Genomic DNA, 24,469 nt, shown 5'->3' with positions numbered 1-24,469 from the left:
TTTTATGTCTGATTTAAATTCGACAGGCAATGAACCACGCACAGATTTAGAGATTTTCAGTTGGGGTTACGACGAGCGTTTGTCTTGGCTCGGCGCGGCGTGGGAATGCGCCGACAACGGCCATTACTACGAACTGCCCGTCAATCAAGAGGACTTGATCGGATTGCTCCGTGCCGGCGTACATCATTCGTCCGCCCTGCATTGCAAACTGAACGTCCTAACTTCCACATTCGAACCGACTGCGCTTTTGAGCCGCGCCGAATTTAAAAAGCTGGCATTTAATTTCCTCGTAACCGGAAACGGCTATCTGTCGGCGGAGCGCAACCGCTTCGGCAAGGTTTTGGGATTCAAAAACCGCCTGTCCGTCTATATGCGGCGGTCGTCTAAAAAATACGAAAAAGACGGTTACTTCTATCTGCGGTCGCACGTCATCGCGACGGCTGACTTTATCCCCAAATCCGACGTCATCCATTTGATGCAACCCGATTTGGTGCAAGAGGTTTACGGCATTCCGGACTATTTGGCGGGCTTAAGTTCGGCGGAGCTTAACCGCTCGGCGACAACCTTCCGACGCCGCTACTACGACAACGGCAGCCATGCAGGCTTTATCGTGTACGCAACCGACAACAACATCAACAACGACGACTGGAACAATCTCAAGGACCAGTTTAAAAAAGCGCAGCGCGAAGGCAATTTCCGCAATGTCTTCCTGCGCTCGCCCGACGGCAAGTCCGACGGTATCAAACTGATTCCGATTTCAGAGGTGGCGGCCAAAGACGATTTCCTGAATATTAAAAACGTGTCTGCCCAAGACATGCTGACGATACATCGCGTCCCACCGTCATTAATGGGGGTCGTTCCGACGGCAGCAGGCGGATTGGGCGATGCCCGGACGGCGGCGGAAGTGTTCGCCGCGAATGAAATCGAGCCGATACAGGCGGCGTTTCTCGAAGCAAACGACGCATTCGGCGCGGAAGTGTTTAGATTTAAGCCGTACACTTTGGCAACGGTCGGTATCGGGAAATAGGAAAAGGTCGTCTGAAATGTTTCAGACGACCTTTTATTATCCATGTCATCTTTCGAAATACTCGTCCCGCATCCGAATTACCTCGTCCCGCTTATAGAGGTTGTCCCGCCCCACCAACTTCGGCTGCGGTATCAGCCCCGCCCGGCGGCGCGCCCAAATGGTTGTCGTGGACGGCGGCTTTTTGCCCGGTATCGTCCATAGTTTCTTCACTTCGTCCAGGGTAATGTATTCGCCCATTTTTATTCCTTTCCTATTGGTCAGTTTCTATTAATCAGTTTGTCATTCATTGCCTGCGACGCTTCACGGGCGGCGCGGGCGGATTTAAGAACGCTTTCGACGGTGTCGTATTGCGGTTTTTCGTAGCGGACCGTCTTCGCGCGGATATTGGCTTCGTCGGCGGCTTTGATGGCGGCGAAGTCAAAAACAGGTTCTTTTGGGGTCAGTCCGCTGACGAGCGGACGGCGCAGTTTCTCGATACCGTGGATGTATTCGCGGTAGTTTCGTTGTTCTTTTCGGGCGGCTTCGCCACGGATCGCGGTATCTTTCGCCGCGGCTTCGATTTGTTCGCGGGTTTCGCGGCTCATGTATCCCAGTTCCTCGATGCTGGCCATATCAATCATGTCTTTTTGATATTCGTTTTCCAGTTCCGGGCTTAATCCGGCGTTTGCCAAACCGACGGCGTTTTGCACCGAAAAACCGTGTTTCCAAATAAGCCATTCGGCGGATTCGGTTTTTTCTAGGTCGGTCAGGGTTGCCGCCGCTGGGCGACTGCTTAATTTTTGGGCAGATTTGGGGTCGAATTTCATTTTCGTAGAGTTATTGACACAAGTCCAAGCGGCGGCGGTGCCGCCGTTTTTTTTCAAAACCCACGAATGGACGCGCGAAATTTCGACGCGTCCTGTGGCTTTTTCGTAAACGCCCATGATGCGGTCGGCAGGAGTTTCGCCGTAGCAGTTCGGCTCGGACTTGGTTGCCTCTTCGCGGTACAGTCCGAGACGGACGTTTTTGCGCGATACGGACTCGCCGCCCAAAAGGACGGTAAAACGCATCCAGTCGCCCATATCGGCAGCCTGTTGGGCGAGCATTAAAAGGTCGTCTGAAGCGTCGGGATTGATTCGGCGCAGTTCGCGCCAAATAGTGACGGGGCAGCCGCCGATTTGCTGGAACTGGCGGATACCGTGATGACTTGCCCATGCGTCCACGCGGACGGCGGTTTCCGCCATGTTCAACAGCGCGTCAGACTCATAGTCAATGCCCAAGCCTTCGCCGCTTTGACTTTTACCGTCGATGTTTTTGGCGATATATTTGGCGATATAACCGGCAGCCGAGCCGCGCGCCCAGTTGATGGCTTCAAAGTCAACGCGGGCAGAGGCGGGGCTTTGTTTCCAAAATTTAAAATATTTGGATTCCCAGAATTTTGCCTCGGTTTTCAGACCGGCGCGGATGGCGGCGAGCGTAGGCGTGCTGCCTTGTTCTTCACGGATTTTCGATTGGATTCGGCGGGCTTCCGCGTCCGCTTCTTTCGCAGTCGCCAAGTATTTCAAACCCAGCTCTTCGCGGTTTTCTCGGCAAGCGTGTTTTGCCACGACGCGGCGGAAGGCAAGGCGGTGTTGCTCTTCCATGAAGACAAGGCCGTGCCAGTGCGGCGTACCGTCGTGATGCGGCTCGGCAACGCGGAAACCGTAGATTTTGATTTTCAGACGACCTAATTCTGCATTGATACGACCCCATACTTTATTTAAGTATGCCTGCGCCTGCGACGGCGTTTCGCCGCTGAATTTCTCGTTTGGCTTGCCAAAGTGGTGCATACGGTGCATACGGGAAGGGCAGGTAATCGTAAAAAATTCGCCGACGTGGTTTTTCAGACGGGCGATTTCCTCGAAGCCGCGAATACGCACCATCAATTCGGCGCGACGCAGGGCGGGATTGGATACAGAGACTTCAGACAAGGCCTCGAGCATGAACTCTTGCCCCAGCTCATTGATGGCAATCATGGTTTGCAACATGGCAAGATTGCGACGCTTTTGAGACAAGCGACGGAAAACCGCCTCATCAGAGGCATAAAGCCCCGTTTTACGGGATACAAAGCCAGCCTCGCGGCGGTAGCGTTCGGCGGCGCGCGCGAAAATGCGGCGAAGCTGGCGACGCCAGAATTTAGGGGCTTGCAGGCGGGCTTCGATGGCTTCGGGGATTTTGTCCTTGAATACTTTTTGGGTATCGATGCCGTATTCGGCGGCGGCATAGTGGATTAAACCGGCGAGGCTCCAGCCGATACGTTTTTTAAAATAGATGTCCTTGGCTGCGCTATCAGCAAGGACGCAGATGTCGTCGTCCGAAGCATCCAAACCTGCCGAACGGACGGCAGGCGGCAAAACGGTCAGATTGTCGAGCAGGGTTTTCAGACCGTCTTCGGCGCGAACACGCGCGGCGGCGGGCTGAATGCCGCTGTCCAACTGACGAACGACTAAATCGGTAAAGAACGAACGCGCTTTTGACGCCTCGGCAGGTTTCAGGCTTTCAAAGCCTTCGCGCAACACGGGCGGAATCAGCAAAAAGGCATTGGCGGCGTAGTCTTGCTGCGCCGCCTTTGCATTTGCTGTTTGAATTGATATGCCCATGATTTGTCCTGCCTAGTAAGTGGCGGGCTTCAGCCCGCCCTATGTCTCAATGCTTTAAATAATCTTGAATTCTTTCTTCGATTTCCGCGTCCAGCTTTTTCTGCTCGATTTTGTAGTCCACATAGAGCCAAACGCCGAGCGCGGCGGCAAAAACAATGCCGATGACTGCGATGATGCTCATTGCCCCACCTCCTGTGGAATTTCAGCGTCGCCGCCCATGTGGTCGAATGTCGGCGATTCGTAAGCGCGTACAACGTCCGTTTCAGGCAGCGTTTGCGGCGGATTCGGTATGTTTCCGTGTGTCGAACCGAGCATAAAAGACGAGGCGGCGAGCATCAGGGCGAGGATGATGTAGCGGATTTTGATTTTCATGATGTTTCCTTGTCGGGTCGGGTTCAGGCAGCCTTAAGGTCGTCTGAAACTGGGTTTACTTTCATTTTTCTGCCGGCATAGGCGGCGCGGGCTATTTTTTCGTCGATGGCTTCAAGCTGTCGGGCGGCTTCGGAAAGCTGAAGAACCGGCAAGCCCAAGCTGAACACTACGTTTTGCTGATTCAGCATATTGCCCAGTCGGGCGATTTCCTTTATCAACTTCTGACTATCTTCCAGAGCCTTGCTTTGCTCCGGCGTAACCAGCCAACTTCTGACGACTTCCGCATCGTTGTAAGCCGTCAACGGCTGACGGTCTGCATTTCGCTCCAAGAGCGCGTCGCGCTCCAAGCCGTTCATGATTTTTGCGTTTTTGGTTTTACTGCTTGCCAACTTTTTGCCGATATTCCACATGGCGCGGGCTTGGGCTTTGGTTCTAAAAAAGCGAACCCGCTGCGGTGCTGACTTCCACGTTGGGACGATTTCGCCGTTCATTTTTCTTTCCCTTTACAACAAATTTTTCTGACTGCTTTCGCCGTGTTGTTCCCGGATTTCATCCGCCGTCATCTGCGGCGGTATCAAGGCGGGATTTTGATGCAGCGGACTGGGCGGGGAGATGGTTTTGATGACTTCCGTCGCCGCCACGCCCGACCAACCGCATGAAGCATTCAAGCATTGCACCGAGCTATAACGGACGCGGTCTGTCATCTTCCGACTTGCCGTCACCTTGCAGCGGCTGCCGCAGCAAGGGCAGGTAATCTGTACCCGCATATTTCCGTGTTCCGCCTTACTGATGTTGCGCTGCGTCATTTTCATTGCTCCGTTTCAGGTCTGCCGATGCCGCCTCAAAGGCTCGCAGATACATTTCCGCGTATTCCAACGCAGCCTCAGCAGCGAATGCAGACAAAGACTTGCCGGAGGCAAAGGCAGCTTGCTCGAGTAAATCCAACTCTTCGCCGTAGGCTTCGATTTCAATCACGCCAAACGGCGCGCGCGGCGCGGCGGGGTACACATCGGCGGCGCGATGGTCTTCGATTTTGTGAATACAGTATTGGCACATGACGTTTCCTTTTTGGTTGATGCCGACTGTCCGGCGGGTCAAGCGTCTCTCCGCTTTGTCATCGTTCATGATGCGATGATGATTTCATGTGGGTAGATTTGCCCAACCATTTGGACGGCCTTTTTTAATGTTTTGGCAGGCTTGCGCGGCAGCTCGCTAAAATTTCCGTCTTTGCCGCGTTTTTGGATGGCGAGGAAACCTTTGTCCCAGGTTGCAACCTCGACGAGCGAACCATAAGAGAGTTGGACATTGATGGGTTTCATTTTTCTGCTCCTTGATTGAAATGAAATCTAATTAGGTAAATTATAAAAATACGTCTGGTCTCAAATCTTCACGACGCACTCCATAACCCAGTTTTTCAATTTCCACTGCAACTTCTGCTGGGATTTTATTTCTCCCTTTTAGCCAACTATTTACAGTAGAACGATTTTTCCCGAGTTTTTTAGCAAGGGCAGCTTGTCCACCTGCTGCGTCAATAGCTTTTTCTAGATGTTTCATAAGAACTCCTGAAGTTTTGAAAAGTATATTTAAAATAACCTAAAAAGTAAACTAAAAATAGCCGATTTTTGTCTATTTAAAATTTACAATGTTGAAAATATGGAGAATTTTATGACTTATGATTTGGCGAAATGGGCGGTAGAAGCAAGAAAACGGGCAGGGATGACGCAAGAACAATTTGCCTTTGAACTTGGCTTCTCAACGAAGGCAAGCGTGAATGCGATTGAAAAAGGTCGGAACAAGCCGACCTTTGAAACAATGGTAAAAATATCGGAAATTTCAGGCTTCCCATTGCCATATCTGACAGTAAGGTCGTCTGAAAATCATTCAGACGACCTTGAAACGGCACGCTTAGATTTATATGACGTGTCCGCATCTTGCGGCAGCGGTCATCTCAACGTCGACTATCCTGAATTGCTGCACTCGCTGGAAATACCGAAGACTGCACTTAAAGAGCTGCTCGGCACGGACAACCTGCATGGCGTTAAGTTGATGTCGCCAGATGGAGATAGTATGGAGCCGACGATACCGCCGAAATCAATCACTTTAATCAAAACTGACGTTGCCGAATTTGAATCCAGTGGCGTGTATCTTTTTACGTTTCAGGGCTATACCTACATCAAACGCTTGGCGCGCGGCAAAGCAGGCGTCATCCATGTAACGAGCGATAATCCGATTTACAGTAAATCCGACTTCGTTATTGAGCCGGAAGAATTTGACGATTTGTTTATTCACGGCAAATTTTGGAAGGTGTTGCCGTTGGATTTTTTGGATATTTAGTGATTTTGTTTATTAGGGAAGTGCAATATGGGAAAACAAAGTGGTCAACAGGCTGACAGGCAAGACGGTGTGAAATTGGACTTGCAAGAACTGCACTCACGGCAAATTCAATTAAAGCAGACCGTGCAAGAGAATATCGATGCTGTGCTGGCACTGCTGGCACTGGTCGATATTGAACCGGTAACGCGGACGCGGAATTTGAGATATAACCAAATTATTAAATCTGCACTCGCTCTGAACGGGATTGATTTGTCAGTAACAGATGACGAAGAGGCGGAAGCAGGGGCTGAATCAGACAAAAATAAAGGCGAATTCCAAACAGCCGCCGACAAACCTGAAAAGTTGTTGCTCAAATTCGGGCAGGAATTTTTGGGCGGACTGATTCGGAAAGATTTTAAAGTGTCTATCGCAGCCGCCCGAAATCTCGATTTTGAACGCCGCCGCCATTGGGCAGCCTGTTCGGGTGCGATATTAGTCTACGGGCGGAACGACGCGGGCAAACAGAAACTGACATCGTCTGAATTATCTCTTCACGACATGGTTAAAAAAGAATGGCTTTACGATGAAAGATAAACCTGTGCTGCTGCCTGTCGGCGGTAGTTTTGAAATTGAATACGTCAATACGGAAGGAATTCAAAGCAGACGGGTTATCGATGTCCGCAAGTTTGTTGCCAACCTTTCAGACGGTTATGTGCAGGCGTTTTGCCATGAGCGGAAAATGGTCAGGACGTTTAAATATCAGTCGATTATGGGACTGGTGGATTTGGAAACCGGCGAAGTGGTCGAACCTTCGCTTTTCAGACGGCGTTTGCAGGAACGGTATGAAGAGGCTCCCGAACGGCAGATGGATTTTTTTATTCGGGAGATGAAGCCGATTGTGGATGTGTTGGTCTATATCGCTTACTGCGATGGGAGATATGCGCCGTCTGAACAGCGGTATATCGCGCAATGGCTGACGGACAAATCGGAAATGGGCGATGATTTCCTTGCTTATTCGCTTGGCGTTATGAAGTCTTGGGCTGTGCCGGATTCTATGGATTTTTCTTTTGCTATCCGTGCCATTAACCAGCGTTTCCCCGAATGGAGGGAGGCGGTTTTGGAATATGCTAGAGGTGTTGCCAAGGCGGACAGAAAGGTAACTGCGGAGGAGACGGATCATTTGGCAAAATTGGAAAGGTTGTTCGGAATTTAAAACTTGAAGGATTTCGTTTTTAAAGGGATACAGTGAGAGATGAAAAGGCTGAATGAGAAAAGACGACTATACCTGATGCGCTGTTCGCGCTATCAGCTTAAGAAGCGGCGAAATATTGTCAAAAAACAGAAACGGTTTATCGACTGGTTTATCCTGCTTGTTCCTGAACAAGTTGGATTACACCCCAACTATGTCAAATTACTGACTAGTTTTGTTGAGCGGTTGTATGAAAAGGTTGAAAATGGATGCTCACGTATTCGTCTTGATTTTTCAAAAACGGAAAAGATGTATTCTGACGGCACGCTCTATCTGACAGCCTGCCTAAATGACTTAGTAGAACGTTTCCCAAATTGCCACTTCTCTATGGTAACACCATCTGAAACAAGGGTGGAGCAGGTGCTTTATCAGGTTGGCATTGCTAAACTTTTGGGAAGAATGAAAAGCTTTGACTCTTCCGCTTTTCATCATTCTGTGCGCCATTGGCATGTGGCACACGGCTATGATGTCAATCTTGAGAATGCGGAAAATATTTTTGATTCCTTTCAGGGCAGATTGACACCTGAACTTAGTCGGTCGATTTATGCCGGCGTGTCTGAAGCTATGACAAATTGTATGCATCATGCTTATGAGGGGAAGAATCTGCCTGATGCTTGCCGTAAGTGGTGGATGTTTTCGCGCGAAGATGCGACAAGTGGGCGATTACAGGTGGTTTTCTGTGATTTGGGTATCGGTATTCCCAAGTCGTTATTCCGTGAATCCGATCAGGTATCTGACGGCTGGTTGGATAGGTTACGCAATTGGATTGCCCGTCATGTCGAGGGCGGCAAGGCAGATGATGATGCTCTGAAAATCAAGGCGGCTATCGAAATAGGACAAACGCGTACAAAATTACAACATAGGGGTAAGGGTTTGAAGCAGATGGTGTCAACGCTTGACCAAATCGGCGACGGCGATGCGTCGGTTGAAATTATCAGCGGCAACGGTATGTACAGGCACCGTGCAAGAAACAAGAAAGTGGTTGAAAAGGCTTTGCCTTTATCAGACAATAGAAAAACTGCTATACGCGGCACGTTGATACATTGGTCTGTTCCGTTGCCGAAACGTGAGGCTGAATAATGAAAGATTCTACAATGACTATCCGTATTGCTTCTGATTTTTCCCGTTTTCCTGCCGGACGGTATACTACTGACGGCCCTTATTCGGGACAGGGCTTCTTGGAAAAAAAATTGATTCCTGCGCTACAAGAAAGTGGAAGCGTTAAAATTGTATTGGATGGAACAATGGGCTACGGCTCTTCTTTTTTAGAGGAGGCTTTCGGCGGCTTGGTTCGTCTGAAGCAGTGGCCGCTGTCTGTGCTGCTGAATAAAATCGAGTTTGTATCAGACGATGAACCTGATTTGGTCGATGAAATTCGCGGCTATATGAGGGACGCGGCAAATGAATAACCAGCCACATTGGTTTTATTTCTATATCATGCCTCTAATACCAACCGTGCTTACCATAGCCGGTTGGTTTTTTATTGCTCATCGCGAAAAAAGTAAACGCCGCCTTGAGAGAAAAGACAGACGTATTGATGCGGCTTTGACTTTGTTGGAAAAAATCGAGGCTGATGCGCTGCGTTATTATACTGTCGATGATGCTGATAATGTACTGGCAAATGCCATTAAGCATAATTTGAAGTGGCTGGCGAAATTGTGTGCGCGGATTAATAGCAATTTGAAGGTTACGGAATTACGAACGGTAACGACTGGCGGTGATTTCCAATCTAAAAATCGGATGCTGCTGAAGCCTGACCATGAGAAATTTATCCAAATCAGTGAGGCTGTATTCAGACTTAGGGATGAGCTGGAAGGATGTCATGATGATTAACAAAGGTCGTCTGAATTTTTCAGACGACCTTTTGTTTTGGTCAGGGTTTGGAAAATGCGGCGGCAAAGTTTGGGCTGACTTCGCCTTCGTAGAGGACAATCGGTACGTCTATCAGGCTTTGGAGTTTGACGGCGGTCGTCAGTCCGTTGCCGTCTAGGGTGTGGACGGTTTCTTTTCCGACCCATTTTTCCGCGTCGATTTCGGGCTTGAAGCCTTGCAGGGTTACGGGGCTTTCGGGCGCGACGTCTGGGCGGCCAACGGCGAGGGAAATATCGAATTCCATTGCGCCGCGTTTTAGTTTTTTGTACGCGGCGCGCGCGCCGGTGGCGGCGGTTTTGGGGCTTTGGTAGGTATGGCGCAGGGTTTTTATTTTTTTGCCGGTGGTGTCCGCCTGTTTGATTTCGGTTACTTCTTTGGTGGTGGTTTTGTGGGTTTTGCCGTCTTTGCGCTTGGTCTTGTATTGCTTGGTGGTGGTAACGGTTTTTTTGACGGGGTCGTAGTTGTCTTCGGTAATGACGACTTCGTGCTTTTTCCCCGTCTGCTTGTCGATGTAGTAGGCGCGGACGGCGTTGTAGCTTTCGGTGTTGCTGTATCTGAATGTGTATTGGTCGCCGCTGTTGCGGGTAATCCTGATCGTGGGCAACGGCTGCCCGCTGGCGGTCGTGGCTTCGCCTGATGATACAAACAGGAGTCTGCCATGCTTGACTGTTGCGATGGCGTCGTATCGTTCGGCAAGGCGCGACAAGAAGGCGGCGTCGGATTCGTTGCTTTGGTCGATGTGGTCTATTTTTTCGTCTTGGTAGGCTTTGCCGATGATTGGGGTGTAGCCGTTGGCGGCGGCGATGGATTCGATGATTTCTTTCAGGCTGGTTTTGTGCCAGCTTTTTTCTTTTGCCTCTGAAAATCGGTCGGATGTGTCGGCGGATTGGGCGGTGATGTGCAGGGTGTCGGGTGCGCCGCTCCAGCTTACTTCGGTTATTTTGTAGCTGCCTTTATCGACAACGCCTGTTTCGATGTAGCCCAGCGCGATGGTTATTTCGGCAGACTTCGGGGGTAGGGCGAGCTTGCCGTCGTGGTCGGACAGGCTGACGGTCAGCTCGTCCGCCTCGAAGCCGCTTTTGTCGGTCAGGCTGATGGAGATGATGCGGGAGAGGGCGTCGGTATTGAACGGCTTGCCGTTGATGGACAGCTTGGCAACGGGTGTCAGATGGTTGCCGCCCGTGTCGGTTATGGCGTTAAAGATTTTAACGGCTTGGTCTTTGATGGTGGTCAGGATGGTCATGGCGTTTTGCTTTTCGGTTTAGATGCCTGCGATACGGCGGGCGATGGATACGCCGAGTTGCAGGGCTTTGCCTTTTAATCCGAGCGGGCTGTCGGATACTTTTTTCAATTCGAGGCTGAAACTGATGGCGCGGGCTTTGCTGTCGTGCATGAGCTGACCTCTGTCCTCTTTGATGGACGTGATGACGTATGCGCCCATTATCTGCCCGGTACCCAGTATCAGGTTGTACGGCTTGCCGCGCTCTGCCATGAGGCGGAGCATGGACAGGGAGGTATCGCCGCCTGTGATTTCTGGGCGCAGTTCGGCGGATAGGGTGATGGTTTCCGTATCAGGACCGATGTATTGCACGGGGTTGATACCGCCGCCGACGGTTGATTGTTCGGGATGCCGCCAGCCGTTTTGACGGCTGATGGTTTGGAAAGGGATGGTGCGTAACATAAATGGGAAAAATCCGAGTGTTGCCAGCATTTTTTTATCCTTAGTCGTCTTTGAACGCGCTGCGGGCGCGGCGCGCTGCATTGGCGGTTATTTGTTCGATTTGGCGGCGGACTTCGCGGGCAATTTCCGCCGCGCTGCTGCTGCCGCCGTTGATGGTGATGTTGATGTTCATGCCGCCACCGCCGCCACGGTTGAAGTCGGCGGCAACGGGAACGGCTCCGGCAAGGGCGGGGCGCGGCTCGGGCGTAGAGGACGACAGGATACTGCCCAAAGCGGTCAATCCTGCTTTGCGGATTTTGTCGAGTACCCGCCATCCGCCAAAACGTGCGACGTCGCGTTGATTAAAGACGACCTCGCCTTTGTGGACGATACCGGCGGGGGTATTGACGCCGCCCGCGCCGGTATAACCGCCCGTCGAATAGCCTTTGTTTGGGATGTATGCGCCTGATCCAATGCTTGAACTGCCTAAACTTGGCATGGTTAATTTAACGGAAAAGGCTTTTTTGAGCCATTCATACGCACCCATCGCGGCAGATTTGAGGGCGTTCAATGGTCCAAGGGCTACCTGCGCCGCCTGTGCAATCGGATTTTCTCCGCCGAATACTTTTTTGATCCATTCCCAGCCTGCGACCAGTGCGGATTTGACTTTCTCCCAGTTTGCGAACAGTGCAATCAAGACGCCTATCGGACCCGTAAAGGCAATCAACAGCGGGTTATTTTGAAATACTTGTTTAATCCATTCCCAGCCTGCAATCAGGGCATTTTTGATTCTTTCCCAATTTGCGAAAAGTGAAATCAATGCGCCTATCGGACCTGTAAAGGCGACAAGCAGAGGGTTGCTTTGGAATGCCTGCTTAATCCATTCCCAACCCGCAATCAGAGCTGCTTTGACTTTATCCCAATAGACGTATAAGGCGACGAGGGCGGCAACAGCAAGAATCGCCCATCCGAACGGGTTTGTAAGCAGGAACATTGCCGCCTTTAATCCGAATGAAACGAGAGCCATCCCGAGACGGGCTATCCAGCCTATCAGTGTCCCCATGCCGCCGCCTGCAAACCTGATGATGGTCATGAATCCGCTCATGACGCCTGTTATCCCGTGAACTGCCAGCCCTAGGGCTGAAATGGCGGTAGCACCCACGGCGAATAGGGCAATCAGCTTCATGATGGCGGCGGCGGCGGTGGGATTTTGGGCAGCCCATATGCTTAATTTGCTGTTTACGTCGGCTATCCATTGGGTCAGGCTTTTGAGTTCCGGAGCTACTGATTCCCCCATCGTGGCGAGAAAGTTGGTAAATGTTCCGCTGGCCGCGTCCCAAAGGTTGGTCAGTGTGCCGAGCTGCTCATTCACGCGCTGGTTCAGGCTGGCTTGCGCCTCCATTTTTTTGGCGAACTCTTCATAGCCTGTTTTTCCCTTCTCAATCATCGTGTTTAATGCTTGCAGGGTCTCGGCATCGTCGCCGAATATCTTTTGCAGTATCCCCAATCTTTTTTCTGTGGTTAGGCTTTTGAGTTTTTCGAGCTGGGCATACATTTTGTCGAAGCCGCCGAATTCGCCTTTCCCGTTGGTAAAGTCTAAGTCTATTCCACTGCCTTTGGTTGCTTTGGCGATTTTTGCGGTATCCATCATCCGTGTGAATACTTTACGCATGGCATTACCGGCGGATTCTCCTGACAGTCCTGCTTGGTCGAGCATACCGACCAACGGACCCATCTGTTTCATTGCGGCTTCGCCCTTGATTTTCAGGGTATCAAGAGCGGGGGACAGTTTTGAAAATGCGCCCAAGATGTTGCCGTCCTCGACGCCTGTGTAGTAGAGGCGTTGGACTTGGTCCATGATGGCGAGCATCTCTTTTTCGCTGGCGCGGGTCGCGTCTTGGAGTTTGGCAGTCATCTCGGCGGCGGCGTCAGGGGCTTTTTTGAGCTGCACCGATAACATGGCTGCGGCCTCTCCCGTGCCGCCCAAGATGGTTTGAGCGGATACGCCTTGGCGCATCAGCATGGTCATGAGATTTTTAAAATCTGCCGTCGTACCCGGTAATTTGTCTCCCAGTTTGGTAGCCAGACTGTTGATTTTTTCGTATTCGGCGGAGACGCTTCCGTCGGATGTCATCATGGCGGCGCGCAAATCTACGGACGCCGTTTCGCTTTGTGCGTATGCGGTTATCGGCTTTTCTAACAGGCGTTTCGCGCCGTATGCGTGAGCAGCGGCGACGCCTGATGCCATAATGGCTTTTGAGTTTATGTCGTCCAGTTTTCTGCCGGCATTTGCCCATTTTTGCTGCGCGGCGAATTTTTTGTTTGTTTTCTCCATCTGCTCGGCAAGTGTTTTTTGATTTTGGGCAAGATTGACGGTGGACGTCCCGGCGGCTTTCATTTCTTTTGCAAGCCGACCGGTGCTTTTCAGTTGCCGTTCTTGGGTTTGCTCCAGTATTTTTGCCTGCTGGGTAAGTTTTTTCATTTCTCGGCTTTGTGCTTGGGTTGCGCCGCCGCTTTTTTTCATTTCGGCGAGCAGCTCCCGCTGCCTGTTGCGATTTTCTGACAGCTTTTTATTTGTTTCGCTTAGGTTTTGGCGATATTTTTCAAGCCGCTTTGTGTCGTTTAGGGCTTTATTCAGGCGCATTTGCTCTTGTTCGGTTTGTTTTAATCTCCCGCTCAGTCCTGATGCGGCTTTGCTGATTCGGTCAAATTGTCCGCTTGCTTTATCGGTGGCTTTGAGAATAATATTAAGCGTCTTATCGGTCATGGCGTTTTGCCTGTATTTAAGGGATGGATTTGATATGTTCGGTTTTTTTAAGCGTCAGCCTGTAAACAAACAGCCTGCATTCACGCCGTCGAGACGTCCTAAGTCTCCGGCGCAATTGCGGCGCGAAACTGACGAATACATCCTGAAAGTTCAAAATGAAAGCCGTGTTCTTTGCGAGAATTACCGCAATATGACAGCAGCTAAGTCAAATCCTTATCGGAAGGCGGTCAGTAGCGCGATTGCTTTTTTCTTCGTTGGGAAATTGTTCAAGTAATTTTTAATTGAAAAGGTCGTCTGAAATGTTTCAGACGACCTTTTTTATTGCCCTGCGTTTTCGGATTGGATCCGGTTTATTTCTTCTGCTTTTGCCGCCCAACTGTTTAACCTGTATAGGTTTTGTTCGGCAAACCAATCAATCGACCCTTTAAATGTGATTGCGCAGAGGGCGAGGGCATCGTCTATTGGGTAGAACTTTTGCTGTTCGCCATCAACGTCATCCTCCCAAATATCAGGGACGGAATTTATCAGTCGGCTGAAAGTGTCTGCTCGGTAGCGGAATCTTGGATATAGCCCAATTCCGCAAAGGCTTCCTGAATCTCTACTTTCGCTGACGGCGGCGCTGAAAAAAAATCTACGGCGGCGTTGAGGGCTTGTGCGTCCGCCATGCTGAATCCGCCATATTGAGCCATGCCGATTTTGGGCGTACTGATTTTGGAGAGCAGCTTTTGGATGGTTTCCGTGTGTTTGATTTTAATCAGGTCTTGCCCTAAGCCTGCCATGTCTTTGGCGAGCGGTTCGCGGAGGGTGTAGGCCGTGCCGTTTGATACGGTTACGATAATGGTGTTGTCCGGGTTGATTTTGATTTTGGGTTCTTGCTGCATTTTTTGCGCCTTTGAATTGATTGTTGTCGGTCGGGCTTTTGCTGCCCGACCTTTGCTTTTTGACGATTACAGACCTAATGCTTTGCGGATGCCGGCGCGAATGTCTTTACCGCCGATGACGAGTTTGTTTGCCATCAGGTCGCATTCGAAAATGACTTCGCCGTCAACTGTTTCTTTCCAGTAGGTCAGGGCGTACTTAAATGTCTGTTCGCCGCCTTCGCCTGCTTTGTCTTCGTTGCGTGTGGTCTCGATGATGCGTCCGCGAGCTTCGCCTACCAATGTTTGATAGGTTTCTTCGTCCTCTTTGTGCAACGCGCCTTGGTAGCGCAGCAGGTTGCCATTAATTTTATGGCTGATTGACTTGAACAACTCGAGGTCAAAGCCTTTGCTTGTCAGCTCAAGCTCGAGTTTCTCGATACCGTGAATGACTGTGTATTCACCCAGACCACCACCCGGCGTGTAGTCTTCGGTTTTGAATTTGATGTCGGGGCGTTTGACGGTCATCAGGACGCCGTCTTTGTTGAGGCCGTCGGTAAATACGTTAAAACTTTTGAGGATGCGTGGTAACTGCATTTGCTGTCCTTATACTGTGGTCGGTTTGATGTTTGACGCAAACTCGATGACGCGGTCGGTCAGGTTAACGATAAAGCGATCGGAGACGTGTTGGTTCAATTCGATGTTTTCCAACGGCGGTGCGACGGTAAATTCGTAGTCAAATGCGAAGATGCCGTTTGATACGCGCTCTTTTTCGATTTTTTTCGGGTCGATAAATACCTGCGCGCCCAACAACCAACCTTTATAGACTTTTTCCGCCAGCTTCGCGTTGATTGTGTTGATGATGTCAATCATCAGGGAAGGATGCATCGGTTTATCCATTGCCCAAAGGAAACTTTCGGCGATGGTCTCTTTGATAACTGATGAAACACGGACAGTCGGTTCAAATGCCCAAATCGGATCTGCCGAGCATGTGCGATTTCCCCAAACACGATAACCGTTTTCACGAATCAGGGTTGTCACATCGGCATTGTTGATGGTGTTTGCGTCTGAATTGATATTCAGCAAACCGAAACTGCGGGCATGACGCAGGGCGGATACGCCCTGAATTTCGGTATTTGAAATGGATTTATGCGGGCCAATCTTTTGATCAAGCATGGCGCGGGCGCCTAGTACGCGGGCAATCGTTGCAGCAGGGGCGACAACATTAGCTTGGTTGTTTTTACCTTGATTTGATGTGCCATGCAAAATGTTGAGCACTTTATTTAAAACTGCTCCTGAAATATCGCCGGGGGCTGCTGGCTCTTCTGCCGGCGCTGTCTGTGGAAATGCCATAAAGTCATTGTCAATCAACATCAGGTTTTTATCACCGAAACCTTTGCGATATTGAATAATTTCTGGGATGGTTTCATAACCACCTGATGCAGCATAAACAAAGCCGTCTAAGGCATTGGCGGCGACGACCAGTTCGGCGGTTACTGATGCGTCATCCAATTCAGGCGCGCCAATGATTTTCGGTTTGAACCCTGTGTAGGCTGGAGCTTTTGACAAAGCCTGTACGCCTTTTATTACGTTTGCTTTTTTCTCGGCGGCATCATCAGTATCAGAAACACGAACGACGACAATTTGAGCGTCTGACTGGTCGTAGATTGCATCTAATGATTTGGCGAGCGTACCTTGTATGCCGGCACTGTCGATTAGGCTACCGACGGATGTAGAGAAAATCGGGGTGTTGAGCGGGAAAACAGATGGGTCGGCATCGTTGCCAGTTGCTACAATGCCGATGATGTTCGTGGCGATGTCAGAAATAGCGCGTGCGCCATGTGTGTATTCATTGGCGGTAACGCCGTGCATTCGTTTGGCTGTCATGGTAAATCCGTATCCTATAAGATATTGAAACAGTATTTATTTTTTGTTCTTTCTTGGCAATCAGCCGTTGTTTTTTATGTGATTTTTAGTTTTATTAAATAGGTCGTCTGAATTTCAGACGACCTATTTGTTTAAGCCTTAGAGATACCCCAGTTCTTTGGCTTTGGCGATGATTTTCTCTGCCACTTTTTCTTCTACGGCTGGCAACAGATTAGAGCCGTTGTCACTTGACAAGGAGATAGGCAGAATCTTGTCTTTTTGAGCCTGCTTATCTGCCTCATTCGGCGTGATGGCTGTGTCTGTCCAAACTTGCTCGCTCATAAGGTAGGCTTCGAGGTCATACACTTTGTCGCCGTAGGTTTCTTTAAGCCATTCGTTGTACTGGTCTTTCAAGGTGTGGCGGAATTCAGATGTTGTTTTTTCCCAGCTTGTTTTATTGTCTGCCCAGTTTGTCATGACAATATAACGAGGGGATGTCTTAGGTTCGACGAGTGCGACACATTTTTCAATATAGGTTTTGATGCGTTCAAGGACTGCTTGATAGTTTCCTTTGTTCGCACTATTCATGTCGTATTTGCCTGTACTGATGACGCAGATACCGTCGATGTTGCCCGATTTTTTCAAACGCACCGGGTATTTTTTATCGATTTCAACAGTATTTACTTTTGCACTCATTGGTGTGACTTTAACTTCTGTACCTTGTCCGCTAATAGCAGCGTCAATATCATCGCCAATCACAACGAGTGTGGAATGCATGCTGAACGGGGTCACATTTTCGCCATAGCTCAACGTACCATCTACAGTGACGTCTTTTCCTCGTGCCGGGATGGTATCTACTTTAAAGCTGATATCAACAGGGCTGCCGTTCATTGACATCAAGGCATAAGCGGCGAGTGTGCCACCTTTGGCGTTATTCACGACCGGGATGTTTTCCGTTTTTCCTAACTCCATCGCCTGATCGCCGATACGAGCGCTGGTGGAGTCTCCGAAAAAGCTAATACTCCGTTTGAGTGCGACTGGCGGCGTGGTCGGTTGGACTTCTTTGGGTGTTTGGCTTGTTTCTTGTCCGTCTGAACCTGTGGCTGATTCAGATTTATTTTCAGCCGGTACTTTCGGCGAAGTTGTTTCGTTTGCCGCGTGTTCCGTTACGGCTGGCGTTGCCGGGGCGTTTGTTGCCGGTGAAGTTGTTTCAGTCGTTGAAGGTTCCGTTACGGCTGGTGCGGTCGGCGTATTCTCTGCTGGCGTTGCTGGTGAGATGATTCGCGCTTTCAGGCTTTCAAGCCATTTTTTCTCGTCGCCTGTGAACCCATTACGAACGGCAATATCGTAAGCGGATTCGCCAGTGGCTCCGCGCGGAAGCGTCATTTCAAAATTCAGGGCGCCATCTTCTGATACTGTCACTTTTACATCGGCGGCGTCACCTGTTTTAACCGTCACTTTTCCAATTGATACTTTAATGATGGAAGTAGATGCGGGATTGGTCGACGGGGTTGCTGCCGGCGCCGTCGGTGTAGTTACCGAAGGCGTGGGTTGTGTTGTTGTACCGGACGCAGAGGATGTGCCATCTAATCTTTTTTGCACTTCTAATGCCAGTTTCTTTGCTTCTTTCGAATCGTCCGCTGCGGTGCGGGCGGTTTCTGCCATTGCCAAGATCGCGGCTTCGGTTTTGGTGTTTGTCGTCATATTTTTGACCTTTGTTTTAATGGGCTGGATGCCCGTTAGTTTCTATGTTTACCTAGTTTTAGGCGGCGGGTTTTGATTTTTCAAGTTCGGCAATAAGTTCGGTAATTTTGTTGTTTATTTTGGCAAATTCTGCTGTCCATTCATCAATTTTGGTTTGTACTAAATAGTCAAACCATCCAAGTGGTTCATGTTTTTTATGTATAGAGCCGTCTTTTGTTTTGCCGTACCAAACTGTCGATATATTCGAAAGTTGATTGTGAATGAAATTGCCAGCTACTTCGCAGGTGTCAAATTCTCCACTGTAAAATGCACCACTTAGCAATCCATCTCGGTATTTAATGCTTTCGCTTACATATGGCTGTCCTACCTTGCCACGAGATTTTGTCAAACTGCTGTACGGCGTGATATCACAATGGTTTCCCACAATAGACGATGCTTTCATATGTCCAAAAACAATCTGTCGGGCATAGTTACCAGCCGGAGAATTTTGAACATAATTCGCCCTAACTTGTGTTGCCAGCATTGTTCCGTACTTTGCTTCTGCACCGACTAACATCCCATATGTTTGGGTATTTATCGACGCTGTTGCTGTTGCACCGGAACCGCCACCACCAGTAATGGTTACGGTCGGAATTTCCGTATAACGACTACCGTCACGGCGAACAATTATTTCAACCACTTTCCCATCTTTAATCTTCGCTTGGCCAACTGCTCCGAAAGCTTCTGAACCGCCACCCGTAATGATGACTTCTGGTTCTGATGTATAACCACTACCTCCGTTTGTTACAGTAATTCCAGATACTTGGTGCATCCCGAAAAATGGACCAAACGGGAGCGCGAAAGTGAATTGGTTTCGGTCGATGATGAAATGGTTATGGCCGTAGTTACACATCAAACCGCGCGGTGCGTACACGGTATTATCTGCAATTAATTGGCGACATCTTAACCACCATTGATTTTTGCTCCTTCGGGCTAGGACCCCCGTCGCACCGTTGATCGGATGGATGCCTATAAAGCCGCTGACGATGATGTTGCCCATGATCTCAATGTTGCTATCCTGATAGAAGAAACTATAAGGATCAGCTATATTTCCAGCACGGCCATCTTTTGATGCGAATATTTCTTCAATTACTGTTGATATCCCGTAATACATTGCAATGCCGAAGTTATTAATTAACCTGACATTGTTCCCAGTATGGATATCCATTACCTTTCTTTTTCCAAGACCGAAGATGTTATCGTGGATGTAAATATAAGACATCGGCAGATAACGGCTTGTACATTGTTGATAGCCCGGGTCCAAGCTGATGATGGAATTATTCCAACCTCTCACATGCTCAATATGCGCGTCTGGATGACCTACCACCGAATCAGGCGCATATATCCCGCAAAGCTCATAACCAATAACTCGGATGGCTTCAACGCCGCATGTATAGTTATGGGTAAAATATCCCCCAGTAATACGGGTATTTATTGCGACACAGCCTTTTTCTATTGCTACTGCCACTTCGCCCGGCTGCACATCTTCGCCTGATGGAGAACCATTCAAACCACAAACGACCGCCCCACCTGTAAAGCCTCTTACGTCAAAAAATTTGACTTCATTGTTTCGACAGTCAAATAATCTCCAGCCATACCCACGGCTCCATATTTGACCACCATGCCAAATACCCCATTCAGGCGATGTTGTTCCATCACTCTGCGGGAAAGCGGAGACGCCATCTTTATTAAAATATCCTCCCCCACTTAGGAAACGTTGCCTTGATTCTTGTAGGTATAATTCTTTTTGCTTTTCTAAATTGAAGTTTTCCGGCGACCGTACTTTGGATGTATCACAGGAATTGTTCATGTACCTAGCTAAATCATGGGCGTATGTTGTTGTGTTGTATCCGAAGGCAACAACCCCTTTAAGAGACATCCCCGAACCGATATGCGGTGCTTCTACCGTCCATCCGTCGATATGTGGCACCCATCTTTTATCAGGGTCTGCCATTCCCGATTTATAACCATACTTTTCATAAGCACGGGTTGTGACTTTGCCGCCGTGAATGATGATATTGCCGTGTGATTTATCGCAGAGGTGGAATGCATCTTGCCCCATCTCTTCGACGCAGAATTCAGCTCTTGAAAAATCGAAAGTGTTATAAATTGAGTGATGGAATGAGATACATGGCTGTTGACCATTAACGGTCAGAGTAATGCCCCCAACTGTGACCTGTCGTCCGTCTGCTCCATAATATTCGGGCTTATATTCGATATTTTTTGTTACAGGAAAATAGCCGCCCCTAGACGTGATAAACACGTTTGACGGCAATTTGTCATACCAGTTTTGGATATGTCTGACAATTGCGATTGCATCTTTCTTCGATACGTTTTTTCGGTAATATCCATCGAAAACTTTTTTCCGCAGATCAGATGGCAGGGCGTCTTCTATGTAGAATCTGCCTTTTTCAATTGCTATTTTTGCGTATTCTGCACTTTGCAATCCTTCGAACTTGGTTTGTTCTTCCAAGATGAGTGATGGGGTATCAATACTCCCTAGCGCTCGTCCTATTTCTTCTGATATTTTGGTAGGAGTCACGATACTGACATCGCTTGGTTTGCCGTTTAGATTCAGACGACCTTTTTCATCAACGCTGGCAACAATATCTTGTGGCATTGATGTATTATCATTCCCCACTTTTTTTATACTGCTTTTGACTGATTCTTCGACTAATGCATTGACTGAATCAGCAATACCTTTTTCGAACTTATCTGTTCTTTTTTTTAAATCAGCAACAGATTCAGCAATAGCAATTGTTGATACTTCTAAATTGGATAGATTTTCAGCCACGCGAAATTCCTTTATTCCATTTCAAATTTAATTTCGATGACTTCTAAATCTTCGATCGTTTGCGCAGACTCAATACGATTTTGTAATGACTGCCGTTGCCCAATGACGGCAGCAAGCATTGCGTTGTATGATTCTTGTTTTTCAAATACTTTTTCTTTCAATTTTGTTGGCGAGATACCGCGAACGTCTGCAATTTTGTCCAGAATAGGCGTTTCGGCGTTTTTATCTTCAGCCCATGCCCGAGCTTCTTTACTCTGCAAGCTCCAACTTTGTACTTCATAGTCTGGCAAATCCGCCGCACCTGATTGGTTATCAATAAATTCTTGTGATTCTTTATTAATTCTTTTGATTAACAATCTCTTGGCGTTATTTAATTTTTCTTCTGCGGCAGCGGCTTTTTTGGCTTGGTTTTCAATCCATTTTTCACCGTCCCATTCGCAGTATTCGTTCGCTGGGGCAATCACGGTCAGCTCGTCTGAAAGACTACCAACTTTGTCGATGATGACGGCAACGCCGTCTGCTTTGCGGTACACAACCTTTCCGCGATAGTCTTCGATGACGTCCCAACCCTCTCCGTTCCATCGGGCGACGTATCCGGCTGAAATTTTGGGCGGCAATGTGTCAATACAGCCTGCTGGAATCAGATAACTACCGTCGCGGGCGTAGATGTCCAATTCGGCATTGATCTGACCGATATAAGTATTGTCTGCATCAAGCTGACAGACGGGTTTAGTCCATTTGATGTTTTGGCTCATTTCTGTTTCCTTTTCCATAAGGTCGTCTGAAACGTGGTTTCGGTTTTTCAGATGACCTTTTTCAAATTAAATTTTGATGATGTATTTCATGGCTACGTTCATCGGGCGTGTTTCCACGCCGCCTGCTGGGTCGGTCGTTCCGTCCGTATCAATGGAAACAAGCGATGAATTCTGTCCCCTGTCGGTATCGGCGCGCCGTTGCAGTCCGATGCCGTGGGTATGGCTGCGGAACTCGTCCGCCTGCCAACTGCCCAAGACGCGACCGGCGTCCCGACCGCGACCGGCGTCCCAGCCGCGGATAAATTCGCCGCGCAGGTCTGGCAGGTTGAATGTGGTGCTGCCGTCGCCCGCTCCGTAGCGCGTACCGATGACGGCAAACAGCGTAGCGTAGGTCTGACGGGATACCGCTGCGCCGTGGCATTCAAGCCAGCCATAAGGGACGGCTTCGCCCGCCAAGGCTACAACCGTGCCGCTTGGTGCCGAGATGTTGACAAATGTTTGGTCAACTTTTGCCACCAGACCGGGGACGTCCCAGCCGATGGATATTCGATGCTTAGACCCGCTCGAAGATGGCAGTACCTCGATTGTTTCTGCTTTGACTTTTGACAGGGCATACGATGACGGCACGGTGTTGGTGCCGGTGTGTTCTGGATTCTGGGAGATGCTCCGCTGTAAGAGCAGTGGCGAATTGTCGTATTCGATGACTCCATTGTTTTTTAAAGCCAGTGCTTTATTACTGTTTCGGTTGCGTAAAAAAACCTGATCCGCGTCGGAGTCGATATGGATATATTTGTTGGCGGCGTAAAGCGCAGGCGAGGCTGCCACGGTAATGCCTTTTGTAAACACGGCATTGCCGCCGAATGTTTTGTCGCCGTTGATGGTTTGATCACCGGTAATCTTGACGGTGTCGGTGTTTTCGCTGATTTTTTTATCGACGGCTTTGAGACGGATGTTTAAATTGTTTGTCCTGTTGGCGAGTGCCTGCAAAGGCTGGTTTATTGGGGCATCCGCGCCGCCAATGACTTTATCGCCCGGTTCAACCAGATAAACATTTTGCGTGAATTCGTTTTTTTCGATTGCGTTTGCCATAATTTTCCTTAAGCTGCGCCAAAGTTGTATTCGCCGTTAAATTCGATTTCGCCATTCCAGTAGATGGCGTTGCTTCTGTAGTCCATCTCGACCAATCGGCAACGGAGCGGCGCGATTTGATCTAGCCATTTTTTTATCTTTTCGGCCTCGCTGTTTGTAATCGGACGGCTTAGTTTGATTTTGTATTCTGCCCAGTCGCCTTCTTGTCCACCGAAAACGAATGTTCCGTCAAAATAGGCGGTTCCATCCCAATACAGACTGCCGTAGTTTTCAATTATCTCGATGTCGCCATATCCTAAATCTTTGAATAATTGTCGTATTACGGACGGCGTCCCTTTTCTTTCGTGGATTTTGATGTATTCGGCGACAATTCGCCGACGGGCGGCTTCGGTTTCGGCAATGTCCCAGCCTTCATCGCTGCCGATTGAGTTTTCCCAAGCCAGCCAAGGCAGCCATTCTGGTGGGCAGTCAACTGGGCGGCGGGTTCGTGCGATTTCATTCAAGTCAAATAATTGCGCCAGTTCCGCTGATGTCAGTTTTGATAGCGCGTGTTGCAATTCGGTGCTGCTGCTTGGTTTTATGCTTTCTGTCATGTCATATTCTCCAAGCTGATTTCGCTGATTTCGATGTATTCTCCGTCGCTACAATTTATGTCTTCCAACGGTGATGCCATTTCGATTTTTTTAACGCCGTCGGTATCCAGCGCACCGATAATTTTTGACAATGCGACGCTTGCACCTAATCTGCTGTTTTTTTCGAGCATTTTTTTTAAGTCATCAAGCTGCTTGTTTTTTACCAATGTCAAATCCGGACCCGATTCGTATCTAATCCTTGCGGCAATCCTGACTGCCTTCGGGCGACCGGCTTTAACTTTTACGGTATCGCATAAGGGGCGGCGGGTCTCCGCGCTCAAATAATCCTGCGCCGCCTGCAAAATTTCTGCTGATGGCACGCCGTCCACTGCCTTAATAAAGACGCAGACCGTACCTGCAACCTCTCGGACGGCGCGCGCGTCGATGATTTTCGGGTGAGCGTCTAATGCATGGGCTTCGTAGGCGGCGCGCGGACCGGCTGCGGCGAGTTTTTCGGGGTAAAGTTGGACGCGACGGCGCAGGTCGTCGTCTGTTTCGTAAAGTGCTTCGACGGGAGGCAGGGCAGTTGGGTCGGCTTGACGCACTATTTTTCTTGTTATCCCCTTCGCGGCGGCAAGGTGGTCTAAATCGCTACCTTGGGCAAATGCCAGCAACGTCGATGCTGCCGCTTGGTTGATGCGCTGCCTAAGTATCATTTCTTGGTAGGCTTGCTGTTGCAGGTCTATTGTCAGCGGCTCTGATTCCAGCGACAGGGTTGCTGCAATGGTTTCTCGGACGGATGATGGGACAAGCTCAAGCAGTGCTGTTTTTTTGCGCTCGAAAATCGTTTCAAAATCTAATTCTTCGATGACTTTCGGTGCGGGTAGACGGGTTAAATCGATTTCAGCCATGTCT

General features: G+C 49.2%; 28 protein-coding genes. 8 read left to right on the top strand and 20 right to left on the bottom strand.

The features are described 5' to 3' along the window. The first annotated feature begins 4 nt into the window (after nt 1-4). On the top strand, nt 5-1,027 hold the full coding sequence (locus HMPREF3277_RS04660) for a phage portal protein (protein WP_070773438.1): 1,023 nt from the start codon (nt 5-7) through the stop codon (nt 1,025-1,027). Between the two features lie 257 nt (nt 1,028-1,284). Here the strand turns inward: HMPREF3277_RS04660 and HMPREF3277_RS04650 are convergent, their stop codons facing one another. Genes HMPREF3277_RS04650 through HMPREF3277_RS04620 form a run of 8 tightly spaced genes read right to left on the bottom strand, consistent with a single transcriptional unit; the run spans nt 1,285 to nt 5,571 of the window. Further along, nucleotides 1,285-3,645 (bottom strand): replication endonuclease, encoded by a 2,361-nt coding sequence (locus HMPREF3277_RS04650; protein ID WP_070870175.1) that lies wholly within the window; start codon nt 3,643-3,645, stop codon nt 1,285-1,287. A 46-nt stretch (nt 3,646-3,691) separates the two neighbouring features. Further along, complete coding sequence (locus HMPREF3277_RS15720; RefSeq protein ID WP_283122376.1) at nt 3,692-3,826, bottom strand: hypothetical protein; 135 nt, start codon at nt 3,824-3,826, stop codon at nt 3,692-3,694. Continuing rightward, nucleotides 3,823-4,017 (bottom strand): hypothetical protein, encoded by a 195-nt coding sequence (locus HMPREF3277_RS04645; RefSeq protein ID WP_070679150.1) that lies wholly within the window; start codon nt 4,015-4,017, stop codon nt 3,823-3,825. The genes HMPREF3277_RS15720 and HMPREF3277_RS04645 overlap by 4 nt, the downstream gene beginning before the upstream one ends. A gap of 23 nt (nt 4,018-4,040) precedes the next feature. Further along, nucleotides 4,041-4,508, bottom strand: a complete 468-nt coding sequence (locus HMPREF3277_RS04640; RefSeq protein WP_070870174.1) for a hypothetical protein — start codon at nt 4,506-4,508, stop codon at nt 4,041-4,043. 12 nt (nt 4,509-4,520) lie between these two features. Then, entirely contained in the window at nt 4,521-4,823 is a 303-nt protein-coding gene (locus tag HMPREF3277_RS04635; protein ID WP_083310625.1) for an ogr/Delta-like zinc finger family protein, read from the bottom strand. Then, on the bottom strand, nt 4,801-5,142 hold the full coding sequence (locus tag HMPREF3277_RS04630; RefSeq protein ID WP_070870173.1) for a type II toxin -antitoxin system TacA 1-like antitoxin: 342 nt from the start codon (nt 5,140-5,142) through the stop codon (nt 4,801-4,803). The genes HMPREF3277_RS04635 and HMPREF3277_RS04630 overlap by 23 nt, the downstream gene beginning before the upstream one ends. After that, nucleotides 5,139-5,336, bottom strand: a complete 198-nt coding sequence (locus HMPREF3277_RS04625; protein WP_070870172.1) for a hypothetical protein — start codon at nt 5,334-5,336, stop codon at nt 5,139-5,141. The genes HMPREF3277_RS04630 and HMPREF3277_RS04625 overlap by 4 nt, the downstream gene beginning before the upstream one ends. A gap of 40 nt (nt 5,337-5,376) precedes the next feature. Beyond that, complete coding sequence (locus HMPREF3277_RS04620; protein WP_070860445.1) at nt 5,377-5,571, bottom strand: transcriptional regulator; 195 nt, start codon at nt 5,569-5,571, stop codon at nt 5,377-5,379. Nucleotides 5,572-5,682: 111 nt separating this feature from the next. Between HMPREF3277_RS04620 and HMPREF3277_RS04615 the strand changes: the two genes are divergently transcribed. The 6 genes from HMPREF3277_RS04615 to HMPREF3277_RS04590 are packed head-to-tail and all read left to right on the top strand — an operon-like array spanning nt 5,683 to nt 9,412. Continuing rightward, entirely contained in the window at nt 5,683-6,351 is a 669-nt protein-coding gene (locus tag HMPREF3277_RS04615) for a helix-turn-helix domain-containing protein (RefSeq protein WP_246830759.1), read from the top strand. A gap of 27 nt (nt 6,352-6,378) precedes the next feature. Next, entirely contained in the window at nt 6,379-6,924 is a 546-nt protein-coding gene (locus HMPREF3277_RS04610; RefSeq protein WP_070870171.1) for a hypothetical protein, read from the top strand. Continuing rightward, nucleotides 6,914-7,543 carry a TerB family tellurite resistance protein gene (locus HMPREF3277_RS04605; protein ID WP_070870170.1) on the top strand — a complete coding sequence of 210 codons (630 nt, stop codon included), beginning with the start codon at nt 6,914-6,916 and terminating at the stop codon, nt 7,541-7,543. Before HMPREF3277_RS04610 ends, HMPREF3277_RS04605 begins: the two co-directional genes overlap by 11 nt. Nucleotides 7,544-7,582: 39 nt before the next feature. After that, nucleotides 7,583-8,659 carry a hypothetical protein gene (locus HMPREF3277_RS04600; RefSeq protein WP_070870169.1) on the top strand — a complete coding sequence of 359 codons (1,077 nt, stop codon included), beginning with the start codon at nt 7,583-7,585 and terminating at the stop codon, nt 8,657-8,659. 14 nt (nt 8,660-8,673) lie between these two features. Next, on the top strand, nt 8,674-8,988 hold the full coding sequence (locus HMPREF3277_RS04595) for an STAS-like domain-containing protein (protein WP_246830758.1): 315 nt from the start codon (nt 8,674-8,676) through the stop codon (nt 8,986-8,988). Next, a complete protein-coding gene (locus tag HMPREF3277_RS04590) occupies nt 8,981-9,412 on the top strand; it encodes a hypothetical protein (RefSeq protein ID WP_070870167.1) in 432 nt (143 codons plus the stop codon). Before HMPREF3277_RS04595 ends, HMPREF3277_RS04590 begins: the two co-directional genes overlap by 8 nt. Before the next feature lie 40 nt (nt 9,413-9,452). On the opposite strand, the gene HMPREF3277_RS04585 is transcribed toward HMPREF3277_RS04590, so the two are convergent. Genes HMPREF3277_RS04585 through HMPREF3277_RS04575 form a run of 3 tightly spaced genes read right to left on the bottom strand, consistent with a single transcriptional unit; the run spans nt 9,453 to nt 13,878 of the window. Continuing rightward, nucleotides 9,453-10,694 (bottom strand): contractile injection system protein, VgrG/Pvc8 family, encoded by a 1,242-nt coding sequence (locus tag HMPREF3277_RS04585; RefSeq protein ID WP_070870166.1) that lies wholly within the window; start codon nt 10,692-10,694, stop codon nt 9,453-9,455. An 18-nt stretch (nt 10,695-10,712) separates the two neighbouring features. After that, on the bottom strand, nt 10,713-11,162 hold the full coding sequence (locus tag HMPREF3277_RS04580) for a phage tail protein (protein WP_045074485.1): 450 nt from the start codon (nt 11,160-11,162) through the stop codon (nt 10,713-10,715). A 10-nt stretch (nt 11,163-11,172) separates the two neighbouring features. Further along, a complete protein-coding gene (locus HMPREF3277_RS04575; protein ID WP_070870165.1) occupies nt 11,173-13,878 on the bottom strand; it encodes a phage tail tape measure protein in 2,706 nt (901 codons plus the stop codon). Nucleotides 13,879-13,912: 34 nt separating this feature from the next. On the opposite strand from HMPREF3277_RS04575, the gene HMPREF3277_RS04570 reads away from it, so the two are divergent. Then, nucleotides 13,913-14,152: a hypothetical protein gene (locus tag HMPREF3277_RS04570; protein ID WP_141758392.1), complete on the top strand. Its 240-nt coding sequence runs from the start codon at nt 13,913-13,915 to the stop codon at nt 14,150-14,152. A gap of 250 nt (nt 14,153-14,402) precedes the next feature. Here HMPREF3277_RS04570 and HMPREF3277_RS04565 read toward each other — a convergent pair whose 3' ends face one another. From HMPREF3277_RS04565 to HMPREF3277_RS04525, 9 genes are all read right to left on the bottom strand, one after another. Then, nucleotides 14,403-14,759 (bottom strand): hypothetical protein, encoded by a 357-nt coding sequence (locus HMPREF3277_RS04565; protein WP_070773422.1) that lies wholly within the window; start codon nt 14,757-14,759, stop codon nt 14,403-14,405. A gap of 66 nt (nt 14,760-14,825) precedes the next feature. Further along, nucleotides 14,826-15,332 carry a phage major tail tube protein gene (locus tag HMPREF3277_RS04560; protein WP_070860456.1) on the bottom strand — a complete coding sequence of 169 codons (507 nt, stop codon included), beginning with the start codon at nt 15,330-15,332 and terminating at the stop codon, nt 14,826-14,828. A 9-nt stretch (nt 15,333-15,341) separates the two neighbouring features. After that, the gene (locus tag HMPREF3277_RS04555; RefSeq protein ID WP_094113467.1) at nt 15,342-16,622 is read right to left on the bottom strand and encodes a phage tail sheath subtilisin-like domain-containing protein; all 1,281 of its coding nucleotides are present in this window, start codon (nt 16,620-16,622) and stop codon (nt 15,342-15,344) included. Between the two features lie 138 nt (nt 16,623-16,760). Then, nucleotides 16,761-18,305: a hypothetical protein gene (locus HMPREF3277_RS04550; RefSeq protein ID WP_070870164.1), complete on the bottom strand. Its 1,545-nt coding sequence runs from the start codon at nt 18,303-18,305 to the stop codon at nt 16,761-16,763. A gap of 58 nt (nt 18,306-18,363) precedes the next feature. Next, nucleotides 18,364-21,138, bottom strand: a complete 2,775-nt coding sequence (locus tag HMPREF3277_RS04545; protein WP_070870163.1) for a hypothetical protein — start codon at nt 21,136-21,138, stop codon at nt 18,364-18,366. A gap of 11 nt (nt 21,139-21,149) precedes the next feature. Next, on the bottom strand, nt 21,150-21,893 hold the full coding sequence (locus HMPREF3277_RS04540) for a hypothetical protein (RefSeq protein WP_070870162.1): 744 nt from the start codon (nt 21,891-21,893) through the stop codon (nt 21,150-21,152). A 66-nt stretch (nt 21,894-21,959) separates the two neighbouring features. After that, complete coding sequence (locus tag HMPREF3277_RS04535; protein WP_070870161.1) at nt 21,960-22,982, bottom strand: phage tail protein; 1,023 nt, start codon at nt 22,980-22,982, stop codon at nt 21,960-21,962. 8 nt (nt 22,983-22,990) lie between these two features. Beyond that, entirely contained in the window at nt 22,991-23,575 is a 585-nt protein-coding gene (locus HMPREF3277_RS04530) for a phage tail protein I (protein WP_070870160.1), read from the bottom strand. Further along, entirely contained in the window at nt 23,572-24,465 is an 894-nt protein-coding gene (locus HMPREF3277_RS04525; protein WP_070870159.1) for a baseplate assembly protein, read from the bottom strand. Before HMPREF3277_RS04525 ends, HMPREF3277_RS04530 begins: the two co-directional genes overlap by 4 nt. Between the last annotated feature and the right edge of the window lie 4 nt (nt 24,466-24,469).

The sequence above is a fragment of the Neisseria sp. HMSC70E02 genome (assembly GCF_001838645.1).
In the GTDB taxonomy this organism is placed as follows: domain Bacteria; phylum Pseudomonadota; class Gammaproteobacteria; order Burkholderiales; family Neisseriaceae; genus Neisseria; species Neisseria macacae.
This window is presented reverse-complemented; position numbering and strand designations above follow the sequence as displayed.